Source organism: Streptomyces sp. CB00316 (genome assembly GCF_001905595.1).
Lineage (GTDB): Bacteria > Actinomycetota > Actinomycetes > Streptomycetales > Streptomycetaceae > Streptomyces.
On record NZ_LIXI01000005.1, the window covers coordinates 433,151 to 450,284 of the forward strand.

At 73.9% G+C, this 17,134-nt stretch carries 10 protein-coding genes; 3 read left to right on the forward strand and 7 right to left on the reverse strand.

Translation table 11 applies throughout. The annotated features are described in order from the left end of the window. Positions 1-37: 37 nt before the first annotated feature. On the reverse strand, positions 38-3,406 hold the full coding sequence (locus AMK21_RS16545) for an ATP-dependent helicase (RefSeq protein ID WP_073878575.1): 3,369 nt from the start codon (positions 3,404-3,406) through the stop codon (positions 38-40). Between the two features lie 204 nt (positions 3,407-3,610). Then, positions 3,611-4,015, reverse strand: coding sequence for an MGMT family protein (locus tag AMK21_RS16550; protein ID WP_073878577.1), 405 nt, complete (start codon positions 4,013-4,015; stop codon positions 3,611-3,613). A gap of 221 nt (positions 4,016-4,236) precedes the next feature. Between AMK21_RS16550 and AMK21_RS16555 the strand changes: the two genes are divergently transcribed. From AMK21_RS16555 to AMK21_RS16565, 3 genes are all read left to right on the forward strand, one after another. Next, the gene (locus AMK21_RS16555; protein ID WP_073878579.1) at positions 4,237-7,017 is read left to right on the forward strand and encodes a lysylphosphatidylglycerol synthase domain-containing protein; all 2,781 of its coding nucleotides are present in this window, start codon (positions 4,237-4,239) and stop codon (positions 7,015-7,017) included. Positions 7,018-7,128: 111 nt separating this feature from the next. Further along, positions 7,129-8,730, forward strand: coding sequence for an alpha/beta hydrolase (locus tag AMK21_RS16560; protein WP_073878581.1), 1,602 nt, complete (start codon positions 7,129-7,131; stop codon positions 8,728-8,730). A gap of 92 nt (positions 8,731-8,822) precedes the next feature. Continuing rightward, a complete protein-coding gene (locus AMK21_RS16565; protein WP_073878583.1) occupies positions 8,823-10,403 on the forward strand; it encodes an alpha/beta hydrolase in 1,581 nt (526 codons plus the stop codon). Between the two features lie 69 nt (positions 10,404-10,472). Here AMK21_RS16565 and moeZ read toward each other — a convergent pair whose 3' ends face one another. The 5 genes from moeZ to AMK21_RS16590 form a co-directional block, all read right to left on the reverse strand. Further along, a complete protein-coding gene (gene moeZ, locus AMK21_RS16570; protein WP_073878585.1) occupies positions 10,473-11,651 on the reverse strand; it encodes an adenylyltransferase/sulfurtransferase MoeZ in 1,179 nt (392 codons plus the stop codon). A 99-nt stretch (positions 11,652-11,750) separates the two neighbouring features. Next, positions 11,751-12,590, reverse strand: a complete 840-nt coding sequence (locus AMK21_RS16575) for a spherulation-specific family 4 protein (protein WP_073878587.1) — start codon at positions 12,588-12,590, stop codon at positions 11,751-11,753. Then, positions 12,578-13,543 (reverse strand): NAD-dependent epimerase/dehydratase family protein, encoded by a 966-nt coding sequence (locus AMK21_RS16580; protein ID WP_018510116.1) that lies wholly within the window; start codon positions 13,541-13,543, stop codon positions 12,578-12,580. The genes AMK21_RS16575 and AMK21_RS16580 overlap by 13 nt, the downstream gene beginning before the upstream one ends. A gap of 194 nt (positions 13,544-13,737) precedes the next feature. Next, positions 13,738-15,057 (reverse strand): hypothetical protein, encoded by a 1,320-nt coding sequence (locus tag AMK21_RS16585; protein WP_234421957.1) that lies wholly within the window; start codon positions 15,055-15,057, stop codon positions 13,738-13,740. 37 nt (positions 15,058-15,094) lie between these two features. Next, a complete protein-coding gene (locus AMK21_RS16590) occupies positions 15,095-16,891 on the reverse strand; it encodes a DUF3492 domain-containing protein (RefSeq protein WP_073878589.1) in 1,797 nt (598 codons plus the stop codon). Between the last annotated feature and the right edge of the window lie 243 nt (positions 16,892-17,134).

Sequence of the window (17,134 nt, forward strand, 5' to 3'; positions counted from 1 at the left end):
GCCGACGCCCACGAAAGGGCCTACCGCGCCAGAGGGGCTACTCCACCACCTGCCGCCCCTCCGGCTGCGCGCTGCACGAGGCGCGGAAGGTGCAGTGGGTGCAGTGGGTGCCGGTGGTCGGCGTGAACCGTTCGTCCAGGACCCTTCCGGCGGCCGTCGCGAGCAGGTCGGAGACCCACTCCCCGGCCAGCGGTTCCTGCGCCTGCACCTGGGGGAACGCGTCGCCGCCCTCCTTCCTGGGGGCGGGTCGGCGGAGCTGGACCAGTTCGGCGCCGCCGGGTTCGGGCCGCCGGCCGTCGAAGACCTCGTCGACCGCGCCCTCGCGGACGGCCAGCTGGTAGACGGCGAGCTGCGGGTGGGTGGCGACCTCGTCCTTGGTGGGCGCGCCCTTGCCGGTCTTGAAGTCGACGACGTACGCCCTTCCCTCGGCGTCCTCCTCCACCCGGTCCATCGAGCCCCGGATGCGGACGGCGTACGCGCCCGCCTCCAGGGTCACGTCGAAGTCGTGCTCGCTGACGGCGGGGGTGCGGCCGCCGCGGTCCAGGACGTGCCAGTGCAGGAAGCGCTCCAGGGCGGCGCGGGCCTGGTCCTTCTCCTGCTCGGACTTCCAGGGGGCGTCGAAGGCGAGGCCGTTCCAGACGGAGTCCAGGCGCTCCATGAGGACGTCGAGGTCGGCGGGTGTACGGCCGGAGGCGACCTCGTCGGCGAGTACGTGGACGACGTTGCCGAACCCCTGGGCGGCGGTGGCCGGGGTGTCGGCCTTCACCTCGCGGCCCAGGAACCACTGGAGGGCGCAGGTGTTGGCGAGCTGGTCCAGGGCGGAGCCGGAGAGGGTGACGGGCTGGTCGCGGTCGCGCAGCGGGACTGCGGAGCGGGTCGGTTCGTCCAGGCCCCACCAGCGGGACGGGTGGGCGGCGGGCACCAGTGCCTGGCCCTCGTCGTCGGTGAGCGCGGCGAGCCGGGCGAGCCGGTGGGCGGCGGCGTCGCGCAGGGCGTCGGATGCGGCCGGGTCGACGGTGGTGGCGCGCAGCTCGGCGACGAGTGCGGCGACGGCGAGGGGGCGGCGCGGGCGGCCGGTGACGTCGCGGGGTTCGACGCCCAGCTCGGTCAGGAAGCGGGAGGGCTGGTCGCCGTCGTCGGCGGGGGCCTTCACGGCGGTGACGACGAGGCGCTCGCGGGCGCGGGTGGCGGCGACGTAGAAGAGGCGGCGCTCCTCGGCGAGGAGGGCGCCGGGCGTGAGGGGTTCGGCGAGCCCGTCGCGGCCGATCAGGTCCGCCTCCAGGAGGGAGCCCCGGCGGCGGAGGTCGGGCCAGAGCCCTTCCTGGACCCCGGCGACGACGACGAACCGCCACTGGAGGCCCTTGGAGCGGTGGGCGGTCATCAGGCGTACGGCGTCGGGGCGGGCGGTCCGCCGGGAGAGGGTGTCGGCGGCGATGTCCTGGGCGTCGACCTCTTCCAGGAAGTTGAGCGCCCCGCGCCCGCCGGTGCGCTCCTCGGCGCGCGCGGCCGTGTCGAAAAGGGCGCACACCGCGTCGAGATCCCGGTCGGCGTTGCGTCCGCCCGCCCCGCCGCGCAGCGCGGCCCGCTCCAGCCTGCCCGGCCAAGGGGTGCCGTTCCACAGGGCCCACAGGGCCTCCTCCGCGGTCCCGCCGCCTTCGAGAAGCTCGCGGGCCGTGCGCAGGAGCGCGCCGAGGCGCTGGGCGCCGTGGGCGTACGCCGGATCGTGGGTGACCAGGCGTTCGGGCTCGGCCAGGGCTCGGGCGAGCAAAGCGTCGGAGGGGGCGGGGACCCGGATTCCGGCGGCGCGCTCCTCGTCGCGCAGGGCCCGGCCGAGGCGGCGGAGGTCGGCGGCGTCCATGGAGCCGAGAGGGGAGGTGAGGAGGGTGAGGGCGGTCTCGGTGCCGAGCCAGAGGGCGGTTCCGTCGTCGCCCTGCCCCTCGTCGGCCCGGCCCGTGCGCAGCGCCGCCGTCGCCACCGTCCGCAGGGCGGTCAGCAGCGGGGCGACGGCCGGTTCGTGGCGGAGCGGGAGGTCGTCGCCGTCGACCTCCAGGGGGACGCCCGCCGAGGTGAGGGCGCGGCGGACGGCGGGCAGCGAGCGGCCTCCGGCCCGTACCAGCACGGCCATCTCGCGCCACGGGACCCCGTCCTCCAGGTGGGCGCGGCGCAGCAGATCCGCGATGTTGTCCAGCTCCGTGGAGGCGGTCGGGTAGGTGTACGTCTCCACCCGGCCGCCCTCCCGGACGGCGTGCAGGTCGCGGTGGGCGCGGACGGTGTCGGCGGGCAGCCGGGTCAGCGGCATCCGGCGGGTGAGCAGGCGGGTCGCCGCGAGCAGGCCGGAACCGGAGCGCCGCGAGGTGGTGAGGACGCCCACGGGTGCGGGGGTGCCGTCGGCCCGCCGGAAGGTGTCGGGGAATTCGAGGATGCCGTTCACATCGGCGCCCCGGAACGTGTAGATCGACTGGTCCGGATCGCCGAAGGCCACCAGCGTCCGGCCGCCGCCCGCCCCACGCCCCCGGCTTCCGCCTCCGGTGTGCGCCCCGCGCCCCGGGTTCCCGGCCAGGGCGTGCAGCAAGCGCACCTGGGCCGGGTCGGTGTCCTGGTACTCGTCGACGTACACCGCGTCGTACGCCCCGGCCAGCTGCGCCGAGACCTCGGGGCGCTCCGCGAGCAGCACCGCGCGGTGGACCAGCTCCGCGTAGTCCAGCACGCCCTGGGCGTCGAGCACGTCCAGGTACTCGGCGAGGAACTGGGCCGCCGCGCTCCAGTCCGGGCGGCCCGTCCGGCGGGCGAAGGCGGCCAGCGCGTCCGGGCCGAGGCCCAGGTCGCGGCTGCGGGCGAGCACGGCGCGCACCTCGTCGGCGAAGCCGCGGGTGGTCAGACAGGCGCGCAGCTCGTCGGGCCAGCGGACGTGGGCCTTGCCTTCCTTCTCCAGGTCGAGCTGGCCGGCGAGCAGGTCGCGGACGGTGACGTCCTGCTCGGGCCCGGAGAGGAGCCGCAGCGGATCGGCGAAGAGATCGGCGTCCTGGTGGGCGCGGACCAGGGCGTAGCAGTACGAATGGAAGGTGGTGGCCTGCGGACCGCGCGCCGCGCCGAGCCGGGCCGCCATCCGGTCGCGCAGCTCGACGGCGGCCTTGCGGCTGAAGGTGAGGACGAGGATGCGGGCGGGGTCGGTGCCCCGGTTCACCCGGGCCGCCACGGACTCCACGAGCGTGGTGGTCTTGCCGGTGCCGGGACCCGCGAGGACGAGCAGCGGTCCGTCGGCGTGATCAACCACAGCGCGCTGGCCTGCGTCCAGGAGAGGAGGCTCCACGGAACCCGGGGGGGTGCGCACCAGCCGGTACGCGCCCGTGGTCCGCGGCCGTGACTCACGGTGCGGACTGTGCCGGGTGGAAGAGGAGGAGCTCACGTGGATCGCCGGTCCTGGTGGGTTTACGGGTTGTACAGGTCATACAGACCGAAAAAGGTCATCCCTGCGGAACGAGGAGAGGGGGCGCGCGTGGCGCGCGGTGACGACGCTACGCCAGCGGGGGCGCGGGAGGCGGCGGGTGCGCTGCGTCCCTCGTCACGTATCCGGCCGCGCCCTGCCGGACGCGGGCGGCGGCCTCCGCCGTCACCTGTGAGTCTCCTCGCCCCCACCGCCGGTGGGGCCGCCGTCGCCTCCCCCGTCGCCGTCCCAGCGCGCGCGGCGCATGTCGAGCCGCGGAAGGTGGCCGTCCGCACTGTGCGACGCCTCGCGCAGCGGGGTCCCCTCCGCGCGGTAGTGGTCCAGCGCCCGCAGCTCGTGGCCCGGGAGCAGCGCCCCGTCCGCCCGCACCACACGCCACCAGGGCACGGCGGAGCCGTACAGCGCCATGACCCGGCCGACCTGCCGGGGGCCGCCGTCGCCCAGCCACTCCGCGACATCGCCGTACGTCATGACCCGGCCCGGCGGGATCAGGTCGGCGACGTCGAGGACCCGTTCCGCGTACTCCGGCAGCTGGGCCGACTGCTCGTAGCCTGTCTCGTCCTGGCTCATCCGCCCCATCCTGCCGTACGCCACCGACAGCGCGGCCGGAACCGGGTCGGTGCGGGCACCGAGCGTGCGCGCAGGTGCAAAGGGGCGTATGTTGCGCCTCCCGCGCCCGGGCGACGCACCCTGATGCCCCCCTCCGTCTCCGGGCCGTGCCACCATCATCCGGGTGGTGACCGGTGATACGAGACCACGAAGACGAACCAGAGGCGACGAAGGAGCAGGGCGTGCAGCCACCGAAGGCGGCGGACGCCTCCGATGCCGGAGAGCGCCCGCCGAGTGCGCCGGAGTCCGCCGAGTCGGTCCGGGCCGAAGGTCCCGCCGCGGCCACCGCGTCCACCAGCGGCCACCTCACCGGCTCCACGCTCGCCTCCGCCGAGGCCGCCCTGAGCGACCGGGTCTCCGGCGACGAGCCGCTGCTCCCCGCCCGGGTGCACCGCCCCTCCGACCTGATGCGGCTGCTCATCGGCATCGCCGCCGTCGCCGTGCTGTTCGCGATCGCCGCGTTCGCCCAGGGCACCACCACCGGCCTTGAGGACGACATCTCCAAGGGCACCGAGCAGGCGCCCGACCTGCTGATCAAGATGGCCGGGCTGGTCTCCAGCATCGCCGTGCTGCTCGTGCCGGTCGCCTTCGCCATCGAGCGGCTCATCAAGCGGGACGGGCTGCGCATCGCCGACGGCGTCCTGGCCGCCGTGCTCGCCCACGGGGTCACCCTCGCCACCGATCTCTGGGTCTCGCGCTCCGCCCCCGGCACCATCCAGGAGGCGCTGACCCAGCCCCAGCCGGGCGCCGGACTGACCGACCCGGTGCACGGCTACCTCGCTCCCGTGATCGCGTACATGACCGCGGTCGGGATGGCGAGACGGCCGCGCTGGCGGGTCGTGCTCTGGGCGGTGCTGCTGCTCGACGCGTTCGCGATGCTCGTCGGCGGATACACCACCCCGTTCTCGATCATCCTGACGGTCCTGATCGGCTGGACCGTGGCGTACGGAACGCTGTACGCGGTCGGCTCCCCGAACGTCCGCCCCACCGGCCAGCACCTGATGGCGGGACTGCGGCACGTCGGCTTCCGGCCGGTCGCCGCGATGCGCACCGAGGACGCTCCCGACAACGACAACACCGACCAGAACGACCGGGGACGGCGGTATCTGGTCACCCTGGAGGACGGGCCTCCACTGGATGTGACGGTCGTCGACCGGGAACAGCAGGCCCAGGGGTTCTTCTACCGGGCCTGGCGTCGGCTGACGCTGCGCGGGATCACCCAGCGCCGCTCGATCCAGTCGCTGCGGCAGGCGCTGGAGCAGGAGGCGCTGCTCGCGTACGCGGCGATCGCCGCCGGGGCGAACGCGCCGAAGCTGATCGCCACCTCCGAGCTGGGCCCGGACGCGGTGATGCTGGTCTACGAGCACATCGGCGGCCGGACGCTGGACCAGATGGAGGACGCGGAGATCACCGACGACCTGGTGCGCGGCGCCTGGCATCAGGTGAAGGCCCTCCAGTCGCGCCGGATCGCGCACCGCAGGCTGACCGGTGACGCGCTGCTGGTGGATCGTTCCGGCAAGGCGTTCGTGACGGACCTGCGCGGCGGCGAGATCGCCGCCGGTGACCTGGTGCTCCGGATGGACGTGGCGCAGCTGCTGACCACCCTGGGGCTGCGGGTGGGGGCCGAGCGTTCGGTCTCCGGCGCCCTGGCCGTACTCGGCCCGGACGCCGTCGCGGACTGTCTGCCGCTGCTCCAGCCGATCGCGCTGAGCCGGTCCACCCGGGCGACGCTGCGCCGGCTCGCGCGGGAACGGTCGCAGCAGGAGCGCGATGCGGTGCTGGAGACGTCGCGGGCGGCCAAGGAGGCGCGGGCGCGGGACGCGGCGGACGAGGCGGCGCGGGCCGGGGCCGAGCCCAGGTCCGGCCAGAAGGCCGAGCGCAAGTCGCTGCGGACGGAGAAGCAGGCCGAGAAGCGGGCTGTGGACGAAGCGATGGAGGAGGCGCGGGAGGGGGACCTGCTGGCCCAGATCCGCCGCCAGGTGCTGCTGATCCGCCCGCAGGCACCGGTCGAACCGGTGCGCCTGGAGCGGATCAAGCCGCGCACCCTCTTCAGCTTCATCGCCGGGGCCATCGCCGCGTACTTCCTGATCTCCCAGGTCACCCAGGCCGACTTCGGCGTGCTCGTGGAGCAGGCGGAGTGGGGCTGGGTGGCCGCCGCGCTCGGCTTCTCCGGGCTCAGCTACGTGGCGGCGGCGATGAGCCTGCTGGGCTTCGTGCCGGAGCGGGTGCCGTTCCTGAAGACCGTGCAGGCGCAGGTGGCCGGCTCGTTCGTGAAGATCGTCGCCCCGGCCGCCGTGGGCGGTGTGGCGCTGAACACCCGCTTCCTCCAGCGCGCCGGAGTGCGCCCCGGTCTCGCCGTGGCGAGCGTCGGGGCCTCGCAGCTCTTCGGGCTCGGCTGCCACATCCTGCTGCTGGCCCTCTTCGGCTATCTCACGGGCACGGAGAAGACCCCGGACTCGCTCACCCCCTCCCGGACGGTGATCGCCGGTCTGCTGACCGTCGCGGTGCTGGTGCTGGTGGTGACGGCCATTCCGTTCCTGCGGAAGTTCGTCGTGACCCGGGTGCGCTCGCTCTTCGCCGGGGTCGTGCCGCGCATGCTGGACGTGGTGCAGCGGCCGCAGAAGCTGGTCACCGGGATCGGCGGGATGCTGCTGCTGACCGGCCTGTTCGTGCTCTGCCTGGACGCCTCGATCCGGGCGTTCAGCGGCCCGGACGTGCCGCAGCTGAGCTACGCGAGCATCGCGGTGGTCTTCCTCGCGGGCAACGCTCTCGGCTCCGCGGCGCCCACCCCGGGCGGGATGGGCGCGGTCGAGGGCGCCCTGACGCTGGGCCTGATCGCGGTCGGGCTGCCGATGGAGGTCGCGGCGCCCGCGGTGCTGCTGTACCGCGTGATGACGCTGTGGCTGCCGGTGCTGCCGGGGTGGATCGCCTTCAACCAGCTGACCCGGAAGGGCGAGCTGTAGGGGGTGCCTTGCCGATCAGGCCGGATCACCCCCCAGTGTCCGGAAGGGCGCACCACCCGCATGGACCGCGCCCCAGCGCGCTCCCCGGCGCCCCGCCGCACGATGGAGCGCATGAGGACTTCCCCCGCTCTGCGTGCCGCCGCCCTCGCCGCCACCGCCGCCGTGCTGCTGCCCCTGGCGGGCTGCTCGGATGGCGGCGACGGGAGCGGAGAGGGCCGTTCCACGCCCACCGGGGCCTCGACCGCCTCCCCCACCGCCACCTCGAAGGAGCTGGCGTCGCAGAGGCTGGACTGGTCGCCGTGTCCGGCGCCGAACGTGGCGCAGGGCGGTGGTGAGTCGCCCTCGCCCCTGCCCGGCGGCGCGGTCTGGGAGTGCTCCTTCATGGACGTACCGCTGGATTACGCGGAGCCGGACGGCCGGACGATCGAGCTGGCGCTGATCCGGGGGAAGGCCAAGGACCGGAAGCGGCGGATCGGTTCGCTCGTGTATAACTTCGGCGGGCCCGGCGCGTCCGGTGTCGCGACCCTGCCGGCCTTCGGCGCGGACTACGACAGGCTCCGCACCCGGTACGACCTGGTGAGCTTCGACCCGCGCGGGGTGGGGCGCAGCGAGGGCGTGGAGTGCGCGGACGACGCCCAGCTGGACGCCCTGTACCAGGAGGACTCCACGCCGGACGACGCGGCCGAGGAGAAGGAGTTCGTCGAGGGCCAGAAGGACTTCATCGCCACCTGCAAGGAGAACTCGGGCTCCGAGCTCCCCTATGTGGGGACGACGAACGCCGCCCGCGACATGGACCTGATGCGCACGGTGCTCGGCGACGACAAGCTGCACTACTTCGGCATCTCCTACGGCACCGAGCTCGGCGGCGTCTACGCCCACCTCTACCCGGACAAGGTCGGCCGGGCGGTCTTCGACGCGGTGGTCGACCCCACCAAGGACGCCGAGCAGTCATCCCTCGGCCAGGCCCAGGGGTTCCAGCTCGCCTTCGACAACTTCACGAAGGACTGCGCGGACCGCGGCGACAAGTGCTCCCTGCCCGGCGCCACCGGCGAGGAGGTCGAGGAGTGGATCGCCGGCCTCCTGGCGAAGCTGGAGAAGGAGCCGATCGACGGGCTCGGCGACCGGGCGCTGACGCAGACGCTGGCCACCACCGGCATCGCCTCCGCGCTCTACTCCAAGGAGACCTGGCCCCTGCTGGAGCAGGGCCTGGACGAGGCCGACGGCGGCTCCGGCGCCCTGCTGCTCGCGCTGGCCGACTCGCTGAACGGCCGCTCGGAGGACGGGCGGTACGACAACTCCAACGCCGCCAACATCGCGATCAACTGCGCCGACAACAAGCAGCGCTTCAGCCTGGAGCAGACGAAGGCGGCCCTGCCCGCCTTCCGCAAGGCGTCACCGATGTTCGGCGAGTACCTCGGCTGGGGCCTGATGGGCTGCACCGGCTGGCCGGTCGCGGGCGCCTGGGTGACCCCCGACGTCAGCGCTCCCGGCTCCGCCCCGATCCTGGTCATCGGCAACACCGGCGACCCGGCGACCCCGTACGCGGGCGCGAAGGCGATGGTGGAGAAACTCGGCGAGGGAGTGGGCGTCGAGCTGACATACAAGGGCGAGGGCCACGGCGCCTACAACAGTAAGAACACGTGCGTTCAGGGGGCCGTCGACGGCTATCTCCTGAACGGTACGGTGCCGAAGTCGGGCACCGTCTGCGAGTGATCCGCACCCGGGCCGGCCTTTAGCATGACGGGACATCACAAGCGCCCGACGCGTCACGACCGGCTTCGGGCCACGGGGAGGGAAGCCGGATCATGCGTGCGCACCGACGGGTCCTACAGACCGGAGCGGGCCTGGTGGCGGCGGGACTGCTCGCCGGCTGCGGTCTGCTGACGACGGAAGCGGAGAAGAGCGAGCCGGCGGACGGCCGCCCCGGTGACGCCTCCGCCTCTCCGCCGCCGGACCTGAAGGAGACGCCGAGGACCCCGCCCCTGCCCGCCGCCCTCACCTCCCAGCGCCCCGACTGGCAGCGCTGCGAGGCACCGAGCGGCGGCAGCGCGCCCGGCTCCGACTGGCGCTGCACGAGCGTCGACGTGCCCCTGGACTACGCGAAGCCGTCCGGCGAGACCATCGCCGTCGCGCTGATCCGCAAGCAGGCCCGGGACAAGGACCGCCGGCTCGGCTCGATGCTGTTCAACTTCGGCGGCCCGGGAGGTTCGGGCGTGGAGATACTGCCGCGCGCGGCCCCCTCGTACGACAGGCTCAACTCCCGCTACGACCTGGTGGGTTTCGATCCGCGCGGGGTCGCGGCCAGCTCCGGGGTGAACTGCCGCACCGACGAGGAGCAGGAACAGGCCTTCCGGAGCGTGGACCTGACGCCGGACACGGCGGCCGAGGAGGCGGCGTTCATCAAGGACGGCGCGGACTTCGGCGCGGGGTGCCGACGCCGCTCGGGCAAGGTCCTCCCGCACGTCGGCACGTCCAACGCCGCCCGTGACCTGGACCTGATCCGCCAGGTCCTCGGCGACGACAAGCTGTCGTACTTCGGCTTCTCCTACGGTACGGAGCTGGGCGGGACGTACGCGCACCTCTTCCCGCAGAACGTGGGACGCACCGTCCTGGACGCGGTCGTCGACCCCACGGCCGACGGGATCGGGCACGCCCGCAACCAGGCGACCGGCTTCCAGCGCGCCCTGGAGAACTACCTCAAGGACCGCGGCGAGAACCCGAAGGCGGGCTCGGAGCGCATCGCCCGGATGCTGGCCAGGATCGACCGGAAGCCGCTGCCGACCGCCTCGGGCCGCGAGCTGACCGAGTCCCTCGCCGTCACCGGCATCGTCACCCCGCTCTACTCGCAGTCCAACTGGCCCGCGCTGACGGCCGCGCTGGAGGAGGCGGAGAACAAGGGCACGGGCAACGGGCTGCTCCGGCTCGCCGACTCGTACAACGGGCGCGACGAGGACGGGCGTTACGACACCCAGGCGCACTCCCAGCGGGCTATCTCCTGCGCCGACTCGCAGGCCCGCCCCACGGTGGACGAGGCCCGCGCGCTGCTGCCGGAGTTCCGCAGGCTCTCCCCGGTGTTCGGGCCGTTCCTGGCCTGGGACACGGCGGGCTGGTGCGCCCAGTGGCCGGTCGACGGGGAGCACGAGACGCCGGAGACCAGTGCGCCGGGCGCGGGCCCGATCCTGGTGATCGGGACGACCGGCGACCCGGCCACCCCGTACGAGGGGGCGCAGAGGATGGCGGACGAGCTGGGCAAGGGCGTCGGCATCATGCTCACCAACAAGGGTGAGGGGCACGGGGCGTACGGCGAGGGCGACTGTGTGACCGCGGCGGTGGACGGCTACTTCCTGGACGGGAAGGTCCCGGAGGACGGCACGACCTGCGGGTGACGCGCATGGGAAAGGGGCCGGTCCGCACGAGGTGGACCGGCCCCTTCTCCTTATGTACCGCGTGACGTTCTAGTAGACCGGCTTCTCGGGCTCGATCTGGTTGACCCAGCCGATCACGCCGCCGCCGACGTGCACCGAGTCGGCGAAGCCCGCCGACTTGAGGACCGCGAGGACCTCGGCGCTGCGGACACCCGTCTTGCAGTGCAGGACGATACGGCGGTCCTGCGGGAGGTCCTGGAGGGCGTTGCCCATGAGGAACTCGTTCTTCGGGATCAGCTTCGCGCCGGGGATCGAGACGATCTCGTACTCGTTCGGCTCGCGGACGTCGATGATCTCGATCTTCTCGTCCACGTCGATCCACTCCTTGAGCTGCTTGGGAGTGATCGTGGAGCCGGCCGCCGCCTCCTGGGCCTCCTCGGACACGACACCGCAGAAGGCCTCGTAGTCGATGAGCTCGGTGACGGTCGGGTTCTCGCCGCAGACCGCGCAGTCGGGGTCCTTGCGGACCTTGACCTGGCGGTACTGCATCTCCAGGGCGTCGTAGATCATCAGGCGCCCGACCAGCGGGTCACCGATGCCGGCGAGCAGCTTGATCGCCTCGGTCACCTGGATGGAGCCGACCGACGCGCACAGGACACCCAGCACGCCGCCCTCGGCGCAGGAGGGGACCATGCCCGGCGGCGGGGGCTCCGGGTAGAGGCAGCGGTAGCAGGGGCCGTGCTCGGACCAGAACACGGAGGCCTGGCCGTCGAAGCGGTAGATCGAGCCCCATACGTACGGCTTGTTCAGCAGCACGGCCGCGTCGTTGACCAGATAGCGGGTGGCGAAGTTGTCCGTGCCGTCCACGATCAGGTCGTACTGGGCGAAGATCTCCTTCACGTTCTCGGCTTCGAGCCGCTCCTCGTGAAGGACCACGTTGACGTACGGGTTGATGCCCAGCACGGAGTCCTTGGCGGACTGCGCCTTGGACCGGCCGATGTCGGCCTGGCTGTGGATGATCTGGCGCTGCAGGTTCGACTCGTCGACCTCGTCGAACTCCACGATGCCCAGCGTGCCGACACCGGCCGCGGCCAGGTACATCAGGGCCGGCGAGCCGAGACCGCCGGCGCCCACACAGAGCACCTTGGCGTTCTTCAGGCGCTTCTGCCCGTCCATCCCGACATCCGGGATGATCAGGTGGCGGGAGTACCTGCGGACCTCGTCGACGGTGAGCTCAGCGGCTGGCTCGACCAGGGGTGGCAGCGACACAGGAACCTCAACAATGCAGGTGGTCGGATTTACGTACGTCGACTGCTCGTACATCGACTACGTACGGTTGTTCTTCCCGTAACACTGCCACGCCCCTTCTCATTCCGAGATACCGGGTCCGATCCGCGAGACGATTTCGTCCCAGTACCTGGGCAGCGCCGCGAATGGATCGTTTTGTCCACTCCGTCCGTCGCCGCTCCGTCCACCCCGGTCCGTGAAGAAGATCGTCCCGGCGCCCTGCCAGCGGGCGACACGCATCGCCTCGTCGAGATGGGTGCGCGGCACCCCGTGGACGAAGTGCGCGAACCGCTCCGGCGGATGGTCCGCCGTCCACTCGGCCACCTGTGACCAGCGGTAGTCGGTCCAGGGGCCCTGGAAGGTGACCAGTTGGTCGGCTGCCTCCGCGTACCCGGGGTGGGGGTGGGTGCCGTGGCCGAGGACCAGGCGGCCACCGTCGTCCGCGCTGTCGCTCTCCGCCAGCAGGGCGTGCAGCGTGCCGGTGAGACGGCGCACGGCGGGCAGCTCGGCCCGCTCGGCGGGGCAGCGGGCGAGGTAGAAGCCGCCGACCCGGTACCAGTCGATGAAGGCCCGGGCGTCCGCGATCAGCTCGCCGAACGGCCGGTTGCCGTGGGCGAGATCGAGGTGGCCGAGGAGCCGGCCGCCGCAGGCGCGTACGGAGTCGTCCGGGGCCTCGCCGTGCAGGGCGCGTTCCCGGGCGTTACGGAGTCTGCCGGCCACTTCGAGGCAGTGCGGGTCGGGCCGGGTGCCGGGGCCCTCCGCGATGTTGAGGACGGCCCAGTGCAGCGGGGTTCCGGGGCGGACCAGCTCGGCCCATTCGGCGGGGGCGAGCAGCGGGTGGGCGTAGCCGGGAACGCCGAAGCCGAGCTGCTCGCCGCCCGCGGTCCTGCGGGCGGCGGCGGGAGCGGTCAGATACGGCACGCCGCCTCCATCCAGATGTCCGCGAGGGACTCCTCCAGATTGATCCGGGGGCGCCAGCCGAGCCGGTCCCGCGCGGTGCGGACGTCGGCCTGCTGCCAGACGCCGCAGCCGTCCGGGTACGGGGACGGGGTCGCCGAGAGGTGCTCCATGACCGACTCGGCGGAGGTGCGCGGAGCCCCGATCGGCAGCCGCGGGGGCGGGGAGTCCAGCTCGTGGAGCGCGCCCGCGTATCCGGCGACCCGCGCGAGGACGGCGGCGGCGTCGCGGAGGCGGACGGCGCGCCCGGTGCCGATGTTGACGACGCCCTGGGCGGCGGAGAGCGAGGCGGCGTGCACCGCCCGCGCCACATCCCGTACGTCGACGAAGTCCCGCTGCACGCCGAGGCCGCTGAGCTTGAGCTCACCGTCGCCGGACTGCATGGCCCGGCGCATCGCCTCGGCGAGCCGGCCGAGCGGGGAGCCGGCCGGGGTGCCGGGGCCGACGGGTGAGAAGACCCGGAGCACGACGGCGTCGAGGCCCGAGCCGAGTACCAGTTCGGTGGCGGCGAGCTTGCTGACGCCGTACGGGCCGCCGGGGCGCGGGATGGCGTCCTCGGCGGTGGAGGAGCCGGGCTGCGAGGGGCCGTACTCGGAGGCGCAGCCGACCTGGACGAGCCGGGCGCCGCAGCCGCTGCGGCGCAGGGCCTCGCAGACGGTGGCGACGGCGACGGTGTTGTGGCGGGTGAGGTCCCGGGCGCCGCCGCGGGTGGCGCCCGCGCAGTTGACGACGACTCCGGGGTGGACGGCGTCCAGGAAGCGGGTGAGCGCTCCCGGGCTGCCGCCGGCGAGGTCGAACCGGACGTCGGCGTCGTCGCCGCGGCCGAGGGCCGTGAGGTGGACAGCGGGGTCGGCGAGCAGCCGGTCGGCGACGAAGCGGCCGAGGAATCCGTTGGCTCCGAGCAGCAGCACCCTCATCGCGCACCGCCTCGGTGCCGACGGCGGGCTGCCGGTGCGGGGGATTGGGGGGTCATGGCGGGTTACTCCTTGGTCGGTCAGTTCGTGCGGTCTGTTCGTGCGGGTCGGACAGGCCCGCGGCGTCGGCTCCGCGGGATGGTGCGGTGGGGCGGTGGGGCAATTGGGAGGGGGTGGTCCGGCGGTACGTCGGGGGCTCAGGCCCTGGTGTGGGCCGAGGCCCGGGAGAGCGCGGCGGAGGCGTGGACCAGGAGTCCGAGCGCCGCCGCTCCGCAGGCGAGGGCGGGGACGGCTCCGGTGCCGCCCGCCGCGACGAGGACGTGGACGGGCCGGGCCAGCGGTTCGAGGCCGGGCAGCCGTCCGGCGAGGACGAGGGCGGGGGCGGCGGCCTCCAGGGCACAGGCGGCGGCGAGTGCGACGGTGCCCGGCTCGGGCAGGCCGTGCGCGGCGAGCAGCCGGGCCAGGAAGAACAGCACGCCGAGGGCGGCGGCCGCGACCGGCGTACCGTCGCCGCCGAAGCCGAGGTCGGCCAGGAACAGCAGAGGCAGCAGGGCGCAGACGAAGAGCGCGACGGCCGCCAGGAGGAGGGGGCGCACCCCTGCGCCGAACTCCTCCAGTGTTCGGCTTCCGGTGAGTTTGCGGTGGGCCCGCACGGTGAAGAGGTGCGCACACCAGGCCGCCGGGGCGAGTGCAGCGGTGAGCCCGAGCAGCGGGGCGGGGCCGGCCTCCCACGGGCCGTCCGGGCCGCCGCTGACGACCTGGGCGATCAGCCCGTCGCCGTACACCGCGAAGCCCAGGAGCCAGCAGGCGTACATCCCGGCGCGGCCCGCTCCTTCGGGGGCGCGCAGCGGCCCCCGGCCCAGGCAGAGCCGGAGCGCCAGGCACACCAGGAGTGCGCCGGTGACCAGCACGGCGGCCCGCACTCCCCCGCCGAGCACCCCTTCGGTGGTCCGGAGCAGCCCGGCGGTGGCGAGGCAGGCGGCGCCGGGGAGCAGGGCGAGCAGCGTCCACCCGGCGCGGGCCTCGGTGTCGGGGCCCGGCGACGGGGGCGCGGCCATGGCGGGTCCGGTGGGCCGGGCCGGGGTGCGGACGTACAGCTCCTCGGCGAGGGCGAACACGTCCCGGTGGCGGTAGCGGGCGGCGGTGCGGTCGGTGAGGCCGTGGGCTTCGAGACCCGCGGCGATCTCCAGCGGACTCACGGCCCGTTCGCACAGGTCGCGGTGGTGGTGCATGAGGGACTTCACGGGGTCGGCGGAGCCCCGGCGCGCGGGGGCGGTGGGCCTGCGCCGCCCGGCGCGGGACGGGCTCTCGGCGGGGCGGGGCAGGATCTCGGCGGGGCGGTCCGGTACGGCGGTGGCGCGGGTTCCGGGCGTGGGTGCCGAGGCGGACGCGGCGACGGGCTCGGCGGGAGGGGCGACGGCGGACCCGGGAGCGGCCGGGCGCACGGCGACCGGCACAGCGGCATCCGGGTCGGCATGGGTGCCGGCCTGCGCAGCGGCGTCTTCCGGACGGGGCATCGGGGGGGCCTCTCCGTGGTCGGGCCGGATCGGGTGGTCACGCATCGCCGTCTCCCGTTCCGCAGGCCGTCGCGGGGACGCACACGGGCTCGGGGGCCGGCTCCGCCCCGGCGGCGGCCCGTCTCGGCACCCGGGCTCCGGTGGCCGCGGGCTGCGGCTGGGTCCAGGGGCCGAGCAGCCGGGCCTCCGCCGGGGCGGCGAAGAGCAGGGGCTCGCCGTCGGCGTCCACGGCGTCGACCTCCCGGCGCACCGGGGCGTGCGAGATCAGCTCCAGGTAGATGCCGCGAAATGCCGCGAGGTTCTGTTCGACGGTGAAGAGTTCGAGCGCGCGGGCCCGGGCCGCCGCTCCCAGTCGCGCCCGGCGCTCGGGGTCGCGCAGCAGCGCGATACAGGCGTCGGCGAGCGCCCGAGGGTTGCGCGGGGGCACCACCAGGCCGGTGCCGCCGATGACTTCGACGACCGCTCCGACGTCCGTGGAGACGGTGGCCCGGCCGCAGAACATCGACTCGACGAGGCTGATCGGGAAGCCCTCGACCACGCTGGAGAGCACGACCACGCCGCCCGCCGCGTAGGCCTCGGCGAGGTCGGGGACCTCGGGGCCGCCGATCTCCTCGAAGGTGACCGGGTTGACGCCTTCGGTGTGGGCGCCGGTGGCCTCGTCCGGGAAGAGCTGGGCGGCCAGCGCCCGGCAGTGCGCGAGGTACATGGCGCCCTCGCCGCCCTCGGCCGGGGCTCCGAAGATGCGCAGCCGGGCGTCCGGTTCGGCGCGGCGGACCTCGGCGAAGGCGTGGAGCAGGGCGATCAGGTCCTTGGCGGGCTCGGTCCGGCCGACCCAGACCAGCGTGTCCGGGCCGCCCGCGTCGTCGTGCTCGCCGACGGCGGAGAAGCGCTCGGCGGCCATGCCCGGGTGGACCGTGCGCTGCCCGGCGGGGTCGGCACCGCACCGCTGCTGCCAGCGGCGCACGTGGGTGTTGCCGGCGGTGACGAGCGCGGCCTGCCGGTAGACCTCGGTGGCCAGCAGCGTGTGGAAGGTGCCGAGGAGGGCACGTACGGGAGCACCGAACGACGCGTCGGGCGCGGCCAGGTAGTGCGTACGAAGCTGGACGCCGTGCTCGGTGACGAGCAGCGGCACACCGAAGAAGCGTTTGGCCAGCAGCCCCGGAATGGCGGCCGCCCCGCCGGACGCCGCGTGGCAGAGATCGACGGCGCCGAGGCTCTCCGGCTCGTACCAGTCGAGCGAGAGCGGGCGCAGGACGCGCTCCAGTTCGGCGGCGAAGGCGAGGTGGTCCACTACGGTGGCGCTCTGCACGGTCCGGCCGGCGCCCCGGGCGCGGGAGGCGGCCTCCAGGATCCGTACGGTGGCCTCGGAGCGCAGGGCGAGGCGGAGTCCTCCGCGCTCCCGGGCCAGCTCGGCCAGGCCGTAGAAGCCCTCGGTGAAGAGCTCCGCGCCGGGCCCCTGGCCGGTGGCCGGGTCCGTGCCGGTGTCCTCGGTGGCGCAGATCGCGGTGGCCAGCGCCCTGACATGGGCGGCGAAGCGCTTGCGGTCGCGCCGCCCGTAGGAGACGCCCCCGCCGGTCACCAGCCTGGCGAGCAGGCGGGGTTCACCGCTGCCGCGCAGGGTGCCGTCCTCGGGGGTCCACAGCGGCGCGGTGCGCACGCGGCTGACGTGGTGCGGCAGCCTGACCCAGCCCTGGTCCTCCTGGCGGGCGGAGCGGCTCAGCGCGAAGAGGTCGAACTCGTGCTGCGGCAGCCCGCGCACCAGCCGGTCGCACCAGAGCCTGGACTCACCGGTCGCATACGGATAGCCACCGTCGGTGAGCAGTCCGATCCGCACGAGTACACCCCCGATCTCCCTTGTGGGCGGCCGCCGTTGGAACGGCGACTCGCAGCGGGACGACCGTAAGCGGATACGCCGGTGGTACGACGGACGGTTGTCCGTCGCACCACCGAAAGGGGTGAACCGTCGTAACTTTCCCGCGCCGATCGCGTTCCGTCGCGCTACAGCGGTCGGTTGTTACGGAGAGTCAGGCTGCGGCCAGTTCCCCGCGGGCCGCCCGGCAAGCCGCCGCCAGACCGG

What these genes read in the sequence shown, in the direction of transcription:
- AMK21_RS16550 (WP_073878577.1), bottom strand. Translation starts at nt 4,015, where the DNA reads ATGAGCCAGGACGAGACAGGCTACGAGCAGTCGGCCCAGCTGCCGGAG.
- AMK21_RS16560 (WP_073878581.1), top strand. Translation starts at nt 7,129, where the DNA reads ATGAGGACTTCCCCCGCTCTGCGTGCCGCCGCCCTCGCCGCCACCGCC.
- AMK21_RS16580 (WP_018510116.1), bottom strand. Translation starts at nt 13,543, where the DNA reads ATGAGGGTGCTGCTGCTCGGAGCCAACGGATTCCTCGGCCGCTTCGTC.
- AMK21_RS16585 (WP_234421957.1), bottom strand. Translation starts at nt 15,057, where the DNA reads ATGCCCCGTCCGGAAGACGCCGCTGCGCAGGCCGGCACCCATGCCGAC.
- AMK21_RS16565 (WP_073878583.1), top strand. Translation starts at nt 8,823, where the DNA reads ATGCGTGCGCACCGACGGGTCCTACAGACCGGAGCGGGCCTGGTGGCG.